Below are 16,342 nucleotides of genomic sequence, written 5' to 3'. Positions count from 1 at the left end.
GGGCCGTTTCGCTATTCAGGTGCGAGGCACGGCATAGACTGCGACCGTTTTCGCCGGGGCATCGAACTGGACCCAGAGCGCAATGGCCACGGCCAGTCCCGCCGCCAGCCCTGCGCCAAGCCGGGCCGGGCGCTGGCCGATCGGGGCCCACAACGGCAGAATGGCCGTCACGGTCAGGACAAACGGCAGGACGGCGGCCATCGGCATGTCCGGACCGACCCCCTGCATCACGAAATGCCCCAGCGGCACCATGTAGCTGATGACAGCGATAGCGGCGCCAATGCCCGCAAGGGAGCGGGCGGGACCGTTCGGCATGGCCAGGGCCAGGGCAACGAGCAGCAGGGGCACCGATACGAAATAGATCGCCGTCGGGGCTACGGCCTGACCATAGACCGCGAGCAGGATCAACGGCGCGGCAAACCCGGCGATAGCCCCGGTCGTGGCGCGCCAGGGGCCGATCACCAGCAGGAAAGCGGCGATACCGGCGAGCGCGGCCATGGCTTCAAGCCGGGGAATCGCGGCTAGCCGGTCGTAATACTCGCCCTCCGATCCGCCGAGCGACAGCCAGTTGATCCCATAGGTCAGCAGTCCCGCGACGAGCGCCAACCCCAGAAAGCGCCCCACCCCACCAGCAACCCCGGCACTGCCATCGCGGCGCAGCGACCAGCCAAAGGCCGCAACCGCAATGCCCAGGATCAGCCAGCCCAGCCCGGCCGGGTAGTGAAGCGTGATCACGCCCAGCCAGTCAAAGAACACCGTATCGGGTGCCTTGCCCGGCATGCCATCGCGCGGCAGCAGGGCGCGGGTCAGCTCAAGGGTCTGGTTGCCGATATCCTGGACCGAACCCTGATCAAGCGTTTCCGGGGTGCTGAGCGGCGAATGATAAAGCCCCGACCGGCCAATGAACGCCAGGTTATAGGCGGTGTAGCTGCCCTTGAGCGCCGGGGTCAGGTCGGTATCGTTGGGCAGGACGGAATAGATGAAGGCCGCCAGCGACGAAGCCGCTGGCTGTTCGGCATGGGTTGCATAGAGGCGCATGGCCTCGCCGTTGCCGCGCGAGGTCTGGAACATGTTGGCCCGCCCACCGCCGCCGCGCGCCTCAAGGTTGATGATTGCCCCGATCCGGTTGCGCAGCGGATTGTTGGCGAAGAAATGCTCTGCCCCATCCAGTCCAAGCTCCTCGGCATCGGTCAGCAGCACGATAAGGTCGCGCTCGGGCTGGCCCGCCGCCTTGATCGCCCGTACCACTTCCAGGCTGGCGGCCACGCCGGTGGTATCATCGGCGGCACCCGGAGATCCCCAGACGGTATCGTGGTGCGCCATCAGCGCGACCGCGGGCAGGCTGCGATCCTTGCCGGGCAGGATGCCGATCACGTTGGTCAGGGTCATCGCCGTGTCCAGCCGCCCTGACCAGCGGTTGAGCCGCTTGAGCGAGCGGGCCTCGAGCGGTGCCTGGTCGGTCAGCACCTCCATCCCCAGTTCGGCCATGCGCTGCTGGAGATAGGCACGCACGGCGGCGTTCTCGGCGCTGCCCGTAGGGTGCGGTTTTGCGGCGATGATCCGGATATCGGCCATCGCGCGGGCAGCAGAAAACGTGGTGGCAGGCGCATCGACACCACGCGGCGCGGGCGGGATCGTGGCGTAGATGCCCAGCACCAGCCCGACAAGCAGCGCGATGATCAGCGAAAGGCGTGTCGGCATCAGAATTCTCCCCCACGCCGGAAGGTGATCCGGTGTATTATCAGTGTCAAGCACCGCTACGGCGATTTTCGCACAAAACCGGCGGGCAGAGACTGGATATGATCGGGTCGCGGGCCTAAGGGGGGCCAAGCGATTCTTGCCTCCTCCAGCCGCAGGTCGTCCTATCGATGCGCATTGCCATTGCCTCCGATCACGCCGCCGTCGACCTCAAGGCCGAACTGCGCGAGTATCTGATCCAGCTGGGTCACGAAGTGGCCGATCTTGGCCCGGAAACGGCCGACCGGGTCGACTATCCCGACTATGGCTACCTGCTCGCCTCGGTTGTCGCCGATGGCACGGCCGAGCGCGGTGTGGCGCTGTGCGGGTCTGGCATCGGCATCTCGATCGCGGTCAACCGCAACCCCGCCTGCCGCGCGGCGCTGGTCTCCGAGCCGCTTTCCGCCGCCCTCGCGCGCGAACACAACGATGCCAATGTCATCGCCATGGGCGCCCGCCTGACCGGGCCAGACATGGCCAAAGCCTGTCTTGACGCCTTCCTTTCCACCAGCTTTGGCGGCGGTCGTCACGGTCCCCGTGTCGACAAGCTCTCCAATCCGCCCGCCTGAGGAGCCTTCCCAGTGACCACCACCCTCGCCGCCCGCCCCGCGATCCGCTCCGCCGGTTTCTTCACCGAGCACCTCGCCAGCGTCGATCCCGAAGTCCATGCCGCGATCCGGAGCGAGCTGCACCGCCAGCAGACCAAGATCGAGCTGATTGCCAGCGAGAACATCACCTCGCTCGCCGTGCTGGAAGCGACCGGATCGGTCTTCACCAACAAGTATGCCGAAGGCTATCCGGGCAAGCGCTATTACGGCGGCTGCGAATATGCCGACGTGGTCGAAAACCTGGCGATCGAGCGGGCCAAGGCCCTGTTCGGCTGCCAGTTCGCCAACGTTCAGCCCAATTCGGGCAGCCAGATGAACCAGGCCGTGTTCCTGGCCCTGCTGCAGCCGGGTGACAGCTTCATGGGGCTGGACCTCAATTCGGGCGGGCACCTGACCCACGGTTCGCCGGTCAACATGAGCGGCAAGTGGTTCAAGCCGATCCCCTATGGCGTGCGCGCCGAGGACGAACTGCTCGACATGGCCGAGGTTGAGCGGCTGGCGCATGAGCACAAGCCCAAGCTGATCATCGCCGGCGGCACCGCCTATTCGCGGGTCTGGGACTTCCAGAAGTTCCGCGAGATCGCCGATGCCGTGGGCGCCTACCTGCTGGTCGACATGAGCCACTTCTCGGGCCTGGTCGCGGGCGGCGCGCACCCTTCGCCCTTCCCGCACGCCCATGTCGTCACCAGCACGACCCACAAGAGCCTGCGCGGCCCCCGTTCGGGCATCATCCTGACCAATGACGAAGACCTGGCCAAGAAGTTCAACATGGCCGTGTTCCCCGGCATGCAGGGCGGGCCGATGGTCCACGTCATCGCCGCCAAGGCTGTGGCTTTTGGCGAAGCGCTGAAGCCGGAATTCAAGGCCTATGCCGCGCAGATCGTGGCCAATGCCCGCGCGCTGGCCGCCAGTGTCGAGGCCAACGGGCTGCGAGTCGTCTCGGGCGGGACCGACAACCACCTGATGCTGGTTGACCTGACCGCCAAGGACGTGACCGGCAAGTCGGCCGAAAAGGGCCTCGATCGCGCCTGGCTGACCTGCAACAAGAACGGCATCCCGTTCGACAAGCGCTCGCCCTTCGTCACCTCCGGCATCCGCCTTGGCACCCCCGCCGGTACCACTCGCGGTTTCGGCGAAGAGGAGTTCCGTCAGGTCGGCGCGCTGATCGCCGAAGTGGTTGACGGCCTGTCGCGCAACGGCGAGGAAGGCGATGGCCAGATCGAAGCCCGCGTGCGTGACCGGGTGGAGGAACTCTGCGCCAGGTTCCCGATCTATCCGGAGCTGTAAGCCATGACCGATCCGAACAAGGGCAACGACCTGATCAGCGATGTGCGCGACGAAATCGTTGGCATGGGCAAGCAGGGCATGGCCCACCCCTCGACCAAGCCGGTGCTGACCGGTGCGGCGATCGGTGCCGTCGCCGGGGCCGTGCTGCCAGTCGTGTCCTGGCCGATCGGACTGCTCGCGGGCGCGGGCTTCATGCTGTACAAGAGGCTGCGCCCTTGAGGTGCCCATTTTGTGCGCATGACAATAGCCAGGTAAAGGATTCGCGGCCCACCGAGGATAACACCGCGATCCGCCGCCGCCGCCAGTGCGAAGGCTGCGGCGCGCGCTTCACCACCTTCGAACGCGTCCAGCTGCGCGAGATCACCGTCGTGAAATCGGGCGACAAGCGCGAACCCTTCGACCGCGCCAAGATCGAGCAATCGGTCGCCCTGGCCTGCCGCAAGCGCGGAATCGGGCAGGAGCGGCTCGACCAGCTGGTTTCCGGCATTCAGCGCCAGGTCGAAACCCTGGGCGATGCCGAAGTCAGCGCCAAGCAGATCGGCGAAATGGTAATGGACGGGCTACGCCAGCTCGATTCGGTCGCCTACATCCGCTTCGCCTCGGTCTATCGCGATTTCAGCGAAGCCCGCGATTTCGAGGAATTTGCCAGCGCAGTCCAGGATGCCGGGAAGAACTGAGACGGCCATGACCGACCGCCAGCCCGCCATCGTCCTGGTCCGCCCGCAGCTGGGCGAGAACATCGGCAAGGCGGCCCGCGCCATGCTCAATTTCGGGCTGACCGACCTGCGATTGGTCGCCCCGCGCGATGGCTGGCCCAATCCCTCGGCTGGCCCCGCCGCAGCCGGCGCGGACATCGTGCTGGAACGGGCGCGGGTCTATGACACGCTGGCTGACGCGGTGGCCGATTGCGCGCACGTTTATGCCACTACCGTGCGCAAGCGCGGCGTGACCAAGCCGGTGGTCGATGCCGAACAGGCCGCGCGGGCAATTCATGCCGAACCGGGGCGCAGCGCCTATGTCTTCGGGCCGGAGCGGTCGGGCCTTGAAACCGATGACGTGGCGCTGGCCCGGACAATCCTGACCGTGCCGATCAACCCGGAATTCGGCTCGCTGAACCTCGCCCAGGCGGTGATCCTGTGCGCTTATGAATGGTCCAAACAGCAGGCGCTGGTCCAGCCGACGATCGAGGAACTGCTGCCCCCTGCCCCGCAGGACGAACTGGAAGGCATGATCGTCCAGCTGGAAACCATGCTGGAGCCTTGCGGCTATTTCCGCCCGGCCAGCCGCGCCGCCGCCACGCGCCGCACGCTGCGGACCATGCTGACCAAGCCAGGCTGGAACCATCTGGAGGTACGGACGATGCGCGGTGTCTTGTCCGCGCTCGCCAAAGGTCCGCGCAAGCCGGACTGAAGTCGTTGGTCGAAAGGGCTTTCCGGCCGCGTCAGCGATGCGGCATAGGCCCGCCGTTCGATGGAGTTACCCCTGATGCGTCTTGTTCCCGTCTTGATTGCCCTGGCTATCGGCACTGCCCCTGCAGCCGTTCTGGCGACAGAGCCTGCCCCGGCCGCCACCGAGGCGGCCAAGCCCAAGAAGATCTGCCGCCTCCTGCCCGCCCGCACCGGCTCCCACCGCCCCCAGGGCAGGGTCTGCAAGACAGCCGAGGAATGGCGCGCGCGCGATCGCGACCAGTACCTGCAGGCCCCGCTCGAGGATACGACCAAGATCGCGCCGGTCGGGCCCCAGATTGGCTGACGCAGGAAATCCGCGCATTTCCGCTTGAAATCCGCCCCGGCCACGGCTAGGGGCGCCACTTCGCAATTGACCCCGCACTCCGGTGAAGCGGTGGTCGCATTTCGTGTTCGGTCTGTTTTCGGGCCGTAACTGACGGAATGGTGCGGTTCCGGACCAGAAGCCCCGGGCAGTTCCAGGGCATGCAAATTGAAGGATCGATGCGCCATGTCGAAGCGCAATTCGTCGAAGTACAAGATTGACCGCCGGATGGGCGAAAACATCTGGGGTCGTCCGAAGAGCTCGGTCAACCGCCGTTCCTATGGTCCGGGTCAGCATGGCCAGCGCCGCAAGGGCAAGGTCAGCGACTTCGGTCTGCAGCTGCGCGCCAAGCAGAAGCTCAAGGGCTACTACGGCGACGTCACCGAAAAGCAGTTCAAGCGCACCTACCAGGAAGCCAGCCGCATGAAGGGCGATACCGGTCAGAACCTGATCGGCCTGCTCGAACAGCGCCTGGACATGGTCGTGTACCGCGCCAAGTTCGCGCCGACCATCTTCTCGGCCCGCCAGGTCGTTTCGCACGGTCACATCTATGTGAACGGCGTGAAGTGCAACATCGCCAGCCGCCGCGTGCGTCCGGGTGACGTGATCAGCCTGGGCAAGAAGGCCAAGGAAATGGCCCTGATCGCCGAAGCGCAGAGCCTGCCCGAGCGTGAAGTGCCTGACTATGTCGCCGCCGACGGCACCGACAAGGTCACCTTCGTGCGCGTCCCCACGCTCGACGAAGTGCCCTATCCGGTGAAGATGGAACCGAACCTGGTGGTCGAGTTCTACTCGCGCTAAGCTTCGGTCTCACCGAACACAAAAAAGGGCGGTCCCGGTGGGGCCGCCCTTTTTCGTTGCCCGGTTCGTCGGCTCAGTTGCGGAACGAAGGGTCGATCCGGTCCAGCTTGCGCAGCAGCGCGGGCCAGGCCAGCATGTTGGCCACTGCGCTCATGCCTGGGCCAGAGCTCTGGGTTTCGACCTTTTCAGGCGTCCCCTGCGGCGGGTTGTAAAGGCCGTCGCGGCCAGCACTGAGCATCTTGACCTGCGCATCGCAGGCCCGCTCCAGAAAATAGAGCCGCAGGAAGCATTCGCCGACCGTGCTGCCCACCGCCAGGGTGCCGTGGTTGCGCAGGATCATCGCGTTCTTGTTGCCCATGTCCTGCACCAGCCGCTCGCGCTCCTCGAGGTCGGTCGCGATGCCTTCGTACTCATGATAGGCGATATCATGCAGCGCGATCATCGCCGTCTGGGTATGGGGCAGCAGCCCCTCGGCCATCGCGCTGACGGCCTGACCCGCTGGCGTATGCAGGTGCATCACCGCATGGGCATCCTCGCGCGCCATATGCAGGGCGGAATGGATCGTGAAGCCGGCCGGGTTGACCGGGTGCGAGGTTGGCACCACCGGATGCCCTTCGACATCGATCTTGACCAGCGAACTGGCGGTGATCTCTTCGAACATCATGTCATAGGGGTTGATCAGGAAGTGGTGTTCCGGCCCCGGCACGCGGGCCGAAAGGTGCGTAAAGATCAGGTCATCCCAGCCATAGAGCGCGACCAGCCGATAAGCCGCTGCCAGATCGACGCGGACTGCCCACTCTTCGTCGCTCACCGCGCCGCGCACGTGGTCGTCATTCACCGCCGATATCGTTTCCATCACCGTCGCCATGATCGCTCTCCGTATTGCTTTGGCGCGAGCCTAACGCAAACGAACCAGCTTGTCAGCGGGAACGGTAACTCGCTCTGAAGTCTGCCGCAAAGGCCGCGAACCGCCCTTCGGCAATCGCCGCTCGCATCGCGGCCATCAGCTGCTGGTAAAAGGTCAGGTTGTGCTCGGTCAGCAGCATGGCCCCCAGGATCTCGCCGCTCTTGTGGAGGTGATGGAGGTAGGCGCGGCTGTATTTCGTGCAGCAATCGCCGGGGCAGCGCTCGTCGAGCGGCGCCGGATCCTCGGCATGCTTCGCATTGCGCAGGTTGACCGGGCCATTCCAGGTGAACCCTTGCCCGTTGCGGCCGGAACGGCTGGGCAGGACACAGTCGAACATGTCGACCCCGCGCTCCACCGCGCCGACCAGGTCATCGGGCTTGCCCACGCCCATCAGGTAGCGCGGGCGATCGACGGGCAGCATTCCCGGCGCGAAATCGAGCGTGGCGAACATCGCCTCCTGCCCCTCGCCCACGGCCAGCCCGCCGATCGCATAGCCATCGAAGCCGATTTCCTGCAGTGCCTCGGCGCTTTCGCGGCGCAGGCCTTCGTCCAGCGCGCCCTGCTGAATGCCGAACAGGGCCGAGCGTTCGGCGTGCTCCTCGCCACTGTCGAACCCGGCCCGGCTGCGCGCGGCCCAGCGCATCGACATCCGCATCGAGCGGGCGATGGTGTCATAAGGGGCATCGGCGCGCGGGCATTCGTCAAAGGCCATGACGATATCGCTGCCGAGCAGGCGCTGGATTTCCATGCTGCGTTCGGGGGTCAGCAGGTGGCGGCTGCCATCGAGGTGGCTTTTGAAGGTGACGCCGTCTTCGGTGATCTTGCGCAGTTCGGACAGGCTCATCACCTGGTAGCCGCCGCTGTCAGTCAGGATCGGGCGATCCCAATTCATGAACTTGTGCAGCCCGCCCAGCCGCGCAACGCGTTCGGCGCCGGGCCGCAGCATCAGGTGATAGGTATTGCCGAGCAGGATGTCCGCACCGGTCGCGCGGACCGTCTCGGGCTTCATCGCCTTGACCGTGGCAGCCGTGCCGACCGGCATGAAGGCGGGCGTGCGGATTTCGCCCCGGCGCATCCGGATCGTGCCGGTGCGGGCCTTGCCATCGGTGGCGTGGATTTCGAACTGGAAGCGCGGCGCGGTCATGGCGGCAGCGCATAGCGGCGTGCGGCCGCAAAGTCACCCGGAGGAAGCCGATCGCCTCCCCCGGGTGTGCAGATGCTTAGAACTTCACCGCAACGCCGACAGTGGCGCGGGTGCTGTCAAAGGCAATGGTATCGAGGTTGAGGCGCAGGGCCACGTTCGATTCCTTGCCAAGGTTGATGTCGGTACCGATGCCAACGATGTAGTCGCCGTCGGTGTCGTCGGCACCGGCCGGAACCGGCAGCGGGGCAACGACATGGGCCAGGTCGAAGTTCACTTCCTGGTAGCCACCCCGGACATAGACCTTGCCGAAACCGGTCTTCACGCCAAGGCGCGCGTTGACGCCATATTCGGAATCGATCGCGCCAGTGCCGATGTTGTAATTGCCTTCGACCCCGACGAACAGGTTGCCCGACACCGGAACGTCCACCCCAGCAAAGGCCCCGAAGATCGCGCCGCTATCGCGGACAGTGCCGCCGATCGCGACATCCGTGCCGGCATCGTGATGACCAGCCTGGACGCCGACATAGGGCTCGACCTTGTTCTCTTCGGCGTGGGCCGGAGCGGCAAAGGCGATGGCACTGGCGGCCGCAACAAGCGCGGCGCGGTTCAGCGTGAACTTCATGTTGAATCTCCTGTGTTTTTCCTGAGCAAAGCCGGATGATGACGCCTAGAAGAAAGACCATGGGCTCCGGCCAACGAAGTAGCTGGTGCCCGACTTGGTATTTCTGGAACCATTTCTGGTAATGATCAGATATTCATATTTACGAAAGCTGCATTGCAGCGCAGCAAGACCAAAGAGCAGCTTTCGCTTTACACCAGACTGAACACCCGGTTCACGACGGATTCAGTTTGCGGAATTGTTCTAGATGAAGCGGTTGCGCTCAACCAGGCCGACCAGCGCCTCGCGCACCTCGCGCCAGGCGCCCTGCTCGGCGGAATCCTGCGCGGGAACGGCGCGTTCGATCACATCGATCAGCGCCTCGATCATGCCCCGGAACCAGTCCGGCGGCACATCCAGTGCCACCCGGTGGTGCGGCACCGAGGTGTCGAAATAGATCCGCGCCTCGGTCGGGCTCTCGAACCAGGTCATCACGTAATACAGCGTATTGCCGACCATCTCGGCTTCAAGCCTGGCCGGACTGTGCGGCGAATGGTGGGCGAAGCTGGCCCGGGCATCGGGGAAGCGGCAATAGAATTCGGCCATGACCGGTTCGGTCAGATCGCCGAGCACTTCGGCAGCGCGTTCCAGCCGCGCTTCGATCGCGGTCTGGTTTGGATTGGCAATGGGATCGGTCAAAGCAGGCATCCTCCCACCGCGGTGATAGCCGCAGCGGGAGGCGCTTGTCTCGCGCTGGATAATCCGGGTCAGTCAGCCAGCCAATTGCCGTGGAATCCGGGCGGTATGCGGTGCGGGATGTGCACGCTGGCAACCGGCGGGGCGGCCATGTTGCTCGCATCGAGGATGACCAGGTCGGTCGTTTCGTTGCGAGTATCGATCACATAGCCCATCAGCCAACCCTCGCCCTCGGGGGCATCGGCGCTGCGTGGCACAAAGACGAACTCACCCGGAACCCGGCCAGGTCCGAAATCGTGCTGGGTGCGCCCGCCCGTAGCCAGGTCGTGGCGATAGAGCGGCTGTTCGCCAAGGAAGGCCGGATCGTCATTGTCCGGCAGCCCCATGGCCCAAGCGAAGCGATAGGGCTGGCCGAAGAAGCGCTCGTCCGGACGCGGGAATTCCTGCGGCGTGGGGTCGATCGTCTGGCGTGCGACCTGCCTGGCGGCCGGGTCGATCGTCCAGCGTTCCATGCCGAGCGAGCGCCCCGCTGGGCCATCCGCGCCGCCTTCGAACATCGTTTCGTAGACCGCGCTGTCCACGATCACCCGGCCCTGCTCATCCTCATAGCTGTTGGCGACGTGGAAGACGTAGCACGGGTCGACATTGCACCACACGATGTCATCCGCGCTGCCCTGCTTGGGCAGCAGGCCAACCCGGGCCTGATGATCGCGATTCCAGGCATAGGGGAACTTTTCCCCCGAAATCAGTGCCTTCATCGAGAAGGTTACCGGCAGGTCGAACACCACCACGTAGTTGCGGGTGATCGTGCATTCGTGAATCGACGGACCGTGCTGGACCGGGATCGGCAGTTCGCGCGTGACCTTGCCCTCGGGCGAGAGGACCACGTGCCAGACCTTGTCCGGCGTCTGCCCGTCATAAGTAATCGCGTGGAACTCGCCAGTCAGCGGATCCTCATGCGGGTGAGCCGAGAACGGCGCCGAGAGCGTTCCACCAAAGTCGGTATAGGCGACGGTATCGAGGTTATCGTCAAGCTGGGCCGGATAGGAACCGGCCTCGACAATCGCGTGGATCTTGCCCGCGATCTTGATGACATTGGTGTTGACCCCGTCGCGCGGCGAGCGGCGCGGGCCGGGCGCGGCAGTCGGCCCGCCTTCGGCCTCCAGCACGCGGCTGCGGATATAGCGGTTGTGATACCACAGCGCCTTGCCGCCCTGCAGCCGCACGCCGTGCACCATCCCGTCGCCGACGAACCAGTGGTGGCCGCGCGGATCCGGCTTGAACGGGTTGGGCCCGATCCGGACGTAACGGCCCGACAGTTCGGCCGGGATCGTGCCGGTGACCTTGAGGTCGGTCAGGCTCAGTTCCTCGCGCATCGGGGTGTGGATGCCGGTGAGGAAGGCATGTTCCTCGTTCGCATTGCCGCGCGCGCGGTTGAGATTGGCCACGGCCATCACGCCCTTGGTTACGACCGATCGGATTGCGGTTTCAACTGCGCTTGCCATGCGACGAATCTCCCAGTAATGTTGATGGTGTAAACATAGCGGATATGGTAACAGTGTCAACATCGCTGGCGAAAGAGCGTTCCTATCATCATGGTGACCTGCGCAGCGCGCTGATCCAGGGCGGCCTGAACGCCCTAGAAAGTGCGCCGATCGAAGAGCTGTCGCTGCGCGCGCTGGCCCGCGAGGTCGGCGTATCCGCCACCGCAGTCTATCGCCACTTTCCCGACAAGGCGGCGCTGCTGACTGCGCTGGCGGCCGAAGGGATCGAGCAACTGGGCCAGTACCAGCTGAAGGCCGCCGAACAGGCCGGACCGGAACGGGCCTTTGGCGCGACGGGCCGTGCCTATGTCCGCTGGGCGCTGGCGCACCCTGCCCTGTTCCGCCTGATCTTCAGTCGGGTCGAGCCGGTGGGCGAAACCGTATTCGGCCAGTCACTCGCCGCGCGCCTGCTGCAAGGCGCGGCCAGCGAGGCCAGCCGGGGCGACGAAGCCCGCGCCCGGCAGCTGGTGGTCCAGGCCTGGTCGCTGGTGCACGGCCTCGCCATGCTGATGCTCGACGGGCAACTGCCGCCCGACGATGACCTGATCGACCGCGTGATCGACCCGCGTACGCTGTTTCCCGGTTAGGGCAGCAACAGCGAGGAATCGCCGTAGCTGTAAAAGCGGTATTTCTGGGCGATGGCGTGGGCATAGACCGCCTGCATCCGCTCCAGCCCCATCAGCGCCGAAACAAGCATCATCAGCGTCGATTTCGGCAGGTGGAAATTGGTCATCAGCCCGTCCACGCCCTTGAAGCGATAGCCGGGGGTGATGAAGATCGCCGTGTCGCCCTCGAACGGGTGGATCACGCGGGCATCGTCCGCCGCGCTTTCGAGGAGCCGCAGCGAGGTCGTGCCAACCGCGACAATCCGGTTGCCTCGCGCGCGCACCGCGTTGAGCCGGGCCGCGGTTTCCGCTTCGATCCGGCCCCATTCGGCATGCATCTGGTGATCGTCGGTATCGTCGGCCTTGACCGGCAGGAAGGTGCCCGCCCCCACGTGCAGCGTCAGGGTTTCGTGCCCGATCCCGCGCTCGGCCAGGGCCGCCATCAGCCGCGGGGTGAAATGCAGCGCCGCCGTGGGCGCAGCAACAGCGCCATCCTTGGAGGCGAACATGGTCTGGTAATCGCTCTTGTCCGCCTCATCGATCGCGCGCTTGCCGGCGATATAGGGCGGCAGCGGGACCTGCCCGGCCCGATCCAGCAGCACCTCGACCGGCTCGTCGCCCGCAAAGGCCAGGGTCCAGCTGCCGTCGGCATGCTGTTCCTCGGCAATGGCCGTAACCCCGGCGGCAAATTCGATCAGGTCGCCAGCCGTCAACCGCTTGGCATTGCGGACGAAGGCCTGCCAGCGGCGCAGGTCGATCCGCTTGTGCAGCGTTGCGCCGATCCGGGCTGCCCCGCGATAGCCTTCGAGCTGGGCCGGGATCACGCGGGTATCATTGAACACCAGCACATCGCCCGGCTCCAGCAGACTGGGTAGGTCAAGCACGCCCTTGTCCGCGAAGGCGCCTTCCCCCGGCACGAACAGCAGCCGCGCGGCATCGCGCGGGCGGGCCGGGCGCAGGGCAATCAGGTCCTGCGGAAGGTCGAAATCGAACAGGTCAACACGCATGGGCGCGCCCTAGCGACCAACGCGTCCGGGTCAAGCCCGGGCCGACAGCTCAGTTCACGGGCTTCGAACTGCTCAGCATATCGGCCGAGATCACGGCCGGCGCTTCGACCGGCGCAGCGGGGCGCGGCTTGCCTTCGCTCAGCATCGAAGCCTGCAGGATCTTCGTCGGCTTGGCCGGCGGCTCGCCCCGTTCGATCGCATCGACCTGGTCCATCCCGGCGATCACCCGCCCGAAATTGGTATAGCGGTGATCCAGCGCGAACCGGGGATAGAACACGATGAAGAACTGGCTGTTGGCCGAATCCGGCTGATCGGTACGCGCCATCGAAACCGAACCGCGCACGTGCGGCATATAGTTGAACTCAGCCTTCAGGTCCGGCAGCTGCGAGCCGCCCTGCCCCGTGCCCGTCGGGTCGCCGGTCTGGGCCATGAAGCCGTCGATCACGCGGTGGAACGTGATCCCGTTGTAGAACCCCTGCGAGACAAGGGTCTTGATCCGCTCGACATGGCCGGGCGCCCACTGCGGCATCAGCCGGATCAGCACGCGACCGCCATTCGACAGGTCGAGCACGAGGATGTTCTCCGGCTCCACCTTCACGTCCGGATTGACATAGGCGCTCATCACCGGAGCCGCCGGAGTGGCCGCATCCTTGTTCTGGGCGAAGGCAGGGGCAGCAACGAGGGCGAGGCCCAGGACAACGGCGGAAAGCTTGGCTCGGATCATCAAGTCTGGTCTCGGATACTGGAATGGGGTCGCTGGTTGGCGAGCGGGATAGCGGCCTGCGGCTGTCGTGGCAATGAACGGAGCGGTTTAATTGCCGCGCGGTCCCCCGGAAGCGGCAATCTGGGCCAGGACATCGGCGCAGACGCTGGGAGTGACGAACTTGGAGATATCCCCGCCATAGACCGCGATCTCCTTGACCAGTCGCGAGGCGATCGGCTGCAGCGAAACGTCGGCCATCAGGAAGATCGTTTCGACCCGGTCGTTCAGCTGACGGTTCATGCCGGTGAGCTGATATTCGTATTCGAAGTCGGTCACGCCGCGAATGCCGCGGATCACCACCGATGCGCCCTGGCTTTCGGCAAAGTCCATCAGCAGCGAATTGAAGCCGACCACCGAGATGTTGCCGGTCCCCAGCGCCGCCACTTCACGTTCCACCATGGCAATCCGTTCGGGATCGGCAAACATCGGCGACTTGGCGATATTGGTCGTGACACCAATGATCAGCCGGTCCACCAGCTTGGCGCCGCGCTTGATGATGTCCATGTGGCCCAGCGTGATCGGATCGAATGTGCCGGGATAGACCCCCACCCGTTCTGCCATCTTAGTGGTCCCTCTCCACGATATAGCGCGCGACATCGCGCAGCAGGTCAGCTTCCGGACCGTGCTGGCCCAGGTGCGCGATCGCCTGGTCGACCAGCATCCGCGCCTGGTCGCGCGCGCGGTCTGGCCCCAGCAGCGAAACGAAGGTCGCCTTGCCGGCCTCGGCATCCTTGCGCAGTGCCTTGCCGGCCAGCGCGGCATCGCCTTCATGATCGAGCAGATCATCGGCGATCTGGAAAGCGAGGCCGATATCGCGCGCATAACCGCGCAGGTGGGCCCGGCCTTCGGGCGAAACCTTGCCCAGCACCGCCCCCAGTTCAACCGAGGCGCTGAGCAGCGCACCGGTCTTGAGCTGTTGCAGCTTGGTGATGGTATGCAGGTCGAAGGTGGTGGTTTCCGCCACCATGTCCATCATCTGCCCCCCGGCCATGCCGTTCCACCCGCTTGAAGTGGCCAGCACCTGGATCAGTTCGGCGCGGGTCCAGGGATCGCCGCTGGTGTCGGGATCGGCCAGGATCTCGAAGGCGAAATCGTGGAGCGCATCGCCGGCCAGCACGGCGGTCGCCTCGTCAAAGGCCAGGTGCGTGGTCGGCTTGCCGTGGCGCAGGGCATCGTCGTCCATGCAGGGCAGGTCATCGTGGACCAGCGAATAGACGTGGATCGCCTCGATCGCGCAGCCGACCCGCAGCGCCGTGCCGCGATCGACGCCGTACATCGCCGCCGTGGCCGTCACCAGCAGCGGGCGCAGCCGCTTGCCGCCGCCCAGCAAAGCATAGCGCATCGCCTCCACCAGCCGCGCGCGCGGATCGTCCGGCACGGGCAACAGGGCATCGAACAGGCTCGCGACATCGGCCGCAATGGCCTGCATCGCTTCGGCGAGCAGCGGCGACGGCTTTCCGGCCATGGTCCTAGCGCCCGGCTTCGGGATCGAAGGGGCGGGTCCCCGCGGCCAGGCCATCGGCCCCGGCAATGATCTGCTCGATCTTGAGCTGCGCGGCATCGAGCCGGGCCTGGCAGTGGCGGCGCAGCGCCTCACCCCGCTCATAGAGCGCGATCGAGCTATCCAGCGGCACTTCGCCGCCTTCCAGCTTGCGCACGATCTCTTCCAGCGCGCGCAGCGCATCCTCGAAGCTCAGGGCGGCGATATCGGAATTGTCTTCGCTCATCGCCAAGCAGCATTGACCGCGCCCGCGGCGGCGGTCAAGCATGCAGCGCAAGGGAGAATGCCGATGCACTGGATTACCGCCTATGTTACCGCCGCCGTAGTCTTCGGCGTACTCGATGCCCTGTGGCTGCGCTGGGCCATGCCGAACCTCTATCGCCCAACGATCGGCGAATTGCTGGCAGACAATTTCCGCATGGTTCCCGCGCTGGTGTTCTATGCGCTCTACATCGCCGGGATGGTCTGGTTCGCGGTGCGCCCGGGCATGGTGCTGGGCGTGCCGCATGGCGTGCTGAACGGCGCGCTGTTCGGGGCGATCTGCTATGCCACCTATGACCTGACCAACCAGGCGACGCTCAAAGTCTGGTCGACCCAGATGACGCTGATCGACATTGCCTGGGGCGCATCCGCCACGGCGCTGGCCAGCGGCGCGGCGGTGCTGGCGGTACAGAAACTGGCCCAGATGGGGTAGTTCTTCGACGGGAGGGGGAAAGCCATGTTCATCGGTCACTGGGCACCGGCCCTTGCCGCCGCCGCGGCCAGCCCGCGCGCGCCGAAGATCGGCATGCTGTTCATTGCCGCGCAGCTGGTTGACTGGGCCTTTTTCGGCCTGCTGCTGTCGGGTGTGGAGCACATGCGCTTTTCCCCCGGCATCAGTGTGATGAACCCGATGGACCTCTATCACATGCCGATCACGCATAGCCTGCTTGGCTCGGCCGCCTTCGCCGCCGCCTTTGCCGCGCTGCTGTGGCTGGGGAGCAAGGACCGCGTACTGGCGCTGATCGGCGGGGCGGTGGTGCTGTCGCACTGGTTTCTCGACCTGCTGGTCCACGTGCCCGACCTGACCCTGGCCGGCAGCCCGCCCAAGCTGGGGCTGGGCCTGTGGAATCACCCGGCGATCGAAATGCCGCTGGAACTGGCGATCACCTTTGGCGCGCTCTGGTGGTACGCGAAGGTCCGCCGCCCTGCCCGCCTGCGCCTTGGCGTTCTGGCGGCACTGCTGCTGGCGCTACAGGCGTTCAACTGGTTCGGCCCGGTTGAGTCCGAAGTGACGGCGGGCACCAGCTTGCTGGCCTTCGTCGCCTTTGGCCTGGTCACGCTGGCGGCCTGGTGGATGGGGAAAAGCGAGGCGGCGAACCGCTGAACGGACTC

General features: G+C 65.5%; 21 protein-coding genes. 10 read left to right on the top strand and 11 right to left on the bottom strand.

Translation table 11 applies throughout. From position 1 onward, the window contains the following. Window positions 1-15: 15 nt before the first annotated feature. On the bottom strand, window positions 16-1,701 hold the full coding sequence (locus O9281_RS02855; protein ID WP_298182518.1) for a M20/M25/M40 family metallo-hydrolase: 1,686 nt from the start codon (window positions 1,699-1,701) through the stop codon (window positions 16-18). A 167-nt stretch (window positions 1,702-1,868) separates the two neighbouring features. On the opposite strand from O9281_RS02855, the gene rpiB reads away from it, so the two are divergent. The 7 genes from rpiB to rpsD all read left to right on the top strand — a co-directional run bounded on the left by rpiB (window position 1,869) and on the right by rpsD (window position 6,203). Beyond that, the gene (rpiB, locus tag O9281_RS02850) at window positions 1,869-2,306 is read left to right on the top strand and encodes a ribose 5-phosphate isomerase B (protein ID WP_298182517.1); all 438 of its coding nucleotides are present in this window, start codon (window positions 1,869-1,871) and stop codon (window positions 2,304-2,306) included. 12 nt (window positions 2,307-2,318) lie between these two features. Further along, the gene (gene glyA, locus O9281_RS02845) at window positions 2,319-3,632 is read left to right on the top strand and encodes a serine hydroxymethyltransferase (protein ID WP_298182515.1); all 1,314 of its coding nucleotides are present in this window, start codon (window positions 2,319-2,321) and stop codon (window positions 3,630-3,632) included. A gap of 3 nt (window positions 3,633-3,635) precedes the next feature. Beyond that, complete coding sequence (locus tag O9281_RS02840) at window positions 3,636-3,851, top strand: hypothetical protein (protein WP_298182513.1); 216 nt, start codon at window positions 3,636-3,638, stop codon at window positions 3,849-3,851. Beyond that, window positions 3,848-4,309, top strand: coding sequence for a transcriptional regulator NrdR (nrdR, locus tag O9281_RS02835; RefSeq protein ID WP_298182511.1), 462 nt, complete (start codon window positions 3,848-3,850; stop codon window positions 4,307-4,309). Before O9281_RS02840 ends, nrdR begins: the two co-directional genes overlap by 4 nt. 7 nt (window positions 4,310-4,316) lie before the next feature. Next, window positions 4,317-5,042, top strand: coding sequence for an RNA methyltransferase (locus O9281_RS02830; protein ID WP_298182509.1), 726 nt, complete (start codon window positions 4,317-4,319; stop codon window positions 5,040-5,042). A 75-nt stretch (window positions 5,043-5,117) separates the two neighbouring features. Then, window positions 5,118-5,384 (top strand): hypothetical protein, encoded by a 267-nt coding sequence (locus tag O9281_RS02825; RefSeq protein WP_298182507.1) that lies wholly within the window; start codon window positions 5,118-5,120, stop codon window positions 5,382-5,384. Window positions 5,385-5,588: 204 nt separating this feature from the next. Then, on the top strand, window positions 5,589-6,203 hold the full coding sequence (rpsD, locus tag O9281_RS02820) for a 30S ribosomal protein S4 (RefSeq protein WP_298182505.1): 615 nt from the start codon (window positions 5,589-5,591) through the stop codon (window positions 6,201-6,203). Between the two features lie 73 nt (window positions 6,204-6,276). On the opposite strand, the gene O9281_RS02815 is transcribed toward rpsD, so the two are convergent. From O9281_RS02815 to O9281_RS02795, 5 genes are all read right to left on the bottom strand, one after another. After that, window positions 6,277-7,071, bottom strand: coding sequence for a class II aldolase/adducin family protein (locus O9281_RS02815; RefSeq protein ID WP_298182503.1), 795 nt, complete (start codon window positions 7,069-7,071; stop codon window positions 6,277-6,279). 52 nt (window positions 7,072-7,123) lie between these two features. Continuing rightward, a complete protein-coding gene (tgt, locus tag O9281_RS02810; RefSeq protein ID WP_298182501.1) occupies window positions 7,124-8,254 on the bottom strand; it encodes a tRNA guanosine(34) transglycosylase Tgt in 1,131 nt (376 codons plus the stop codon). A 76-nt stretch (window positions 8,255-8,330) separates the two neighbouring features. After that, window positions 8,331-8,876 (bottom strand): outer membrane beta-barrel protein, encoded by a 546-nt coding sequence (locus O9281_RS02805; protein WP_298182499.1) that lies wholly within the window; start codon window positions 8,874-8,876, stop codon window positions 8,331-8,333. Window positions 8,877-9,116: 240 nt separating this feature from the next. Further along, entirely contained in the window at window positions 9,117-9,551 is a 435-nt protein-coding gene (locus tag O9281_RS02800; protein WP_298182497.1) for a hypothetical protein, read from the bottom strand. Window positions 9,552-9,619: 68 nt separating this feature from the next. After that, entirely contained in the window at window positions 9,620-11,053 is a 1,434-nt protein-coding gene (locus O9281_RS02795; RefSeq protein ID WP_298182495.1) for a carotenoid oxygenase family protein, read from the bottom strand. A gap of 44 nt (window positions 11,054-11,097) precedes the next feature. Here O9281_RS02795 and O9281_RS02790 point away from each other — a divergent pair, with 44 nt between their 5' ends. Next, entirely contained in the window at window positions 11,098-11,679 is a 582-nt protein-coding gene (locus tag O9281_RS02790) for a WHG domain-containing protein (RefSeq protein WP_298182493.1), read from the top strand. Here O9281_RS02790 and queA read toward each other — a convergent pair. The 5 genes from queA to O9281_RS02765 form a co-directional block, all read right to left on the bottom strand. Beyond that, complete coding sequence (gene queA, locus O9281_RS02785; RefSeq protein WP_298182491.1) at window positions 11,676-12,704, bottom strand: tRNA preQ1(34) S-adenosylmethionine ribosyltransferase-isomerase QueA; 1,029 nt, start codon at window positions 12,702-12,704, stop codon at window positions 11,676-11,678. The two genes, O9281_RS02790 and queA, sit on opposite strands and share 4 nt — an antisense overlap. 49 nt (window positions 12,705-12,753) lie before the next feature. Continuing rightward, window positions 12,754-13,428, bottom strand: a complete 675-nt coding sequence (locus O9281_RS02780) for a peptidylprolyl isomerase (RefSeq protein WP_298182489.1) — start codon at window positions 13,426-13,428, stop codon at window positions 12,754-12,756. A gap of 87 nt (window positions 13,429-13,515) precedes the next feature. Continuing rightward, on the bottom strand, window positions 13,516-14,028 hold the full coding sequence (coaD, locus tag O9281_RS02775; protein ID WP_298182487.1) for a pantetheine-phosphate adenylyltransferase: 513 nt from the start codon (window positions 14,026-14,028) through the stop codon (window positions 13,516-13,518). 1 nt (window position 14,029) lies between these two features. Continuing rightward, a complete protein-coding gene (locus tag O9281_RS02770; protein WP_298182485.1) occupies window positions 14,030-14,932 on the bottom strand; it encodes a polyprenyl synthetase family protein in 903 nt (300 codons plus the stop codon). 4 nt (window positions 14,933-14,936) lie between these two features. Beyond that, the gene (locus O9281_RS02765) at window positions 14,937-15,194 is read right to left on the bottom strand and encodes an exodeoxyribonuclease VII small subunit (RefSeq protein WP_298182483.1); all 258 of its coding nucleotides are present in this window, start codon (window positions 15,192-15,194) and stop codon (window positions 14,937-14,939) included. Window positions 15,195-15,257: 63 nt separating this feature from the next. Here O9281_RS02765 and O9281_RS02760 point away from each other — a divergent pair, with 63 nt between their 5' ends. Further along, window positions 15,258-15,662, top strand: coding sequence for a DUF2177 family protein (locus tag O9281_RS02760; protein ID WP_298182481.1), 405 nt, complete (start codon window positions 15,258-15,260; stop codon window positions 15,660-15,662). Between the two features lie 24 nt (window positions 15,663-15,686). Then, the gene (locus O9281_RS02755) at window positions 15,687-16,334 is read left to right on the top strand and encodes a hypothetical protein (RefSeq protein ID WP_298182479.1); all 648 of its coding nucleotides are present in this window, start codon (window positions 15,687-15,689) and stop codon (window positions 16,332-16,334) included. Window positions 16,335-16,342: the final 8 nt, after the last annotated feature.

Source organism: Novosphingobium sp., assembly GCF_027531025.1.
Lineage (GTDB): Bacteria > Pseudomonadota > Alphaproteobacteria > Sphingomonadales > Sphingomonadaceae > Novosphingobium.
This window is presented reverse-complemented; position numbering and strand designations above follow the sequence as displayed.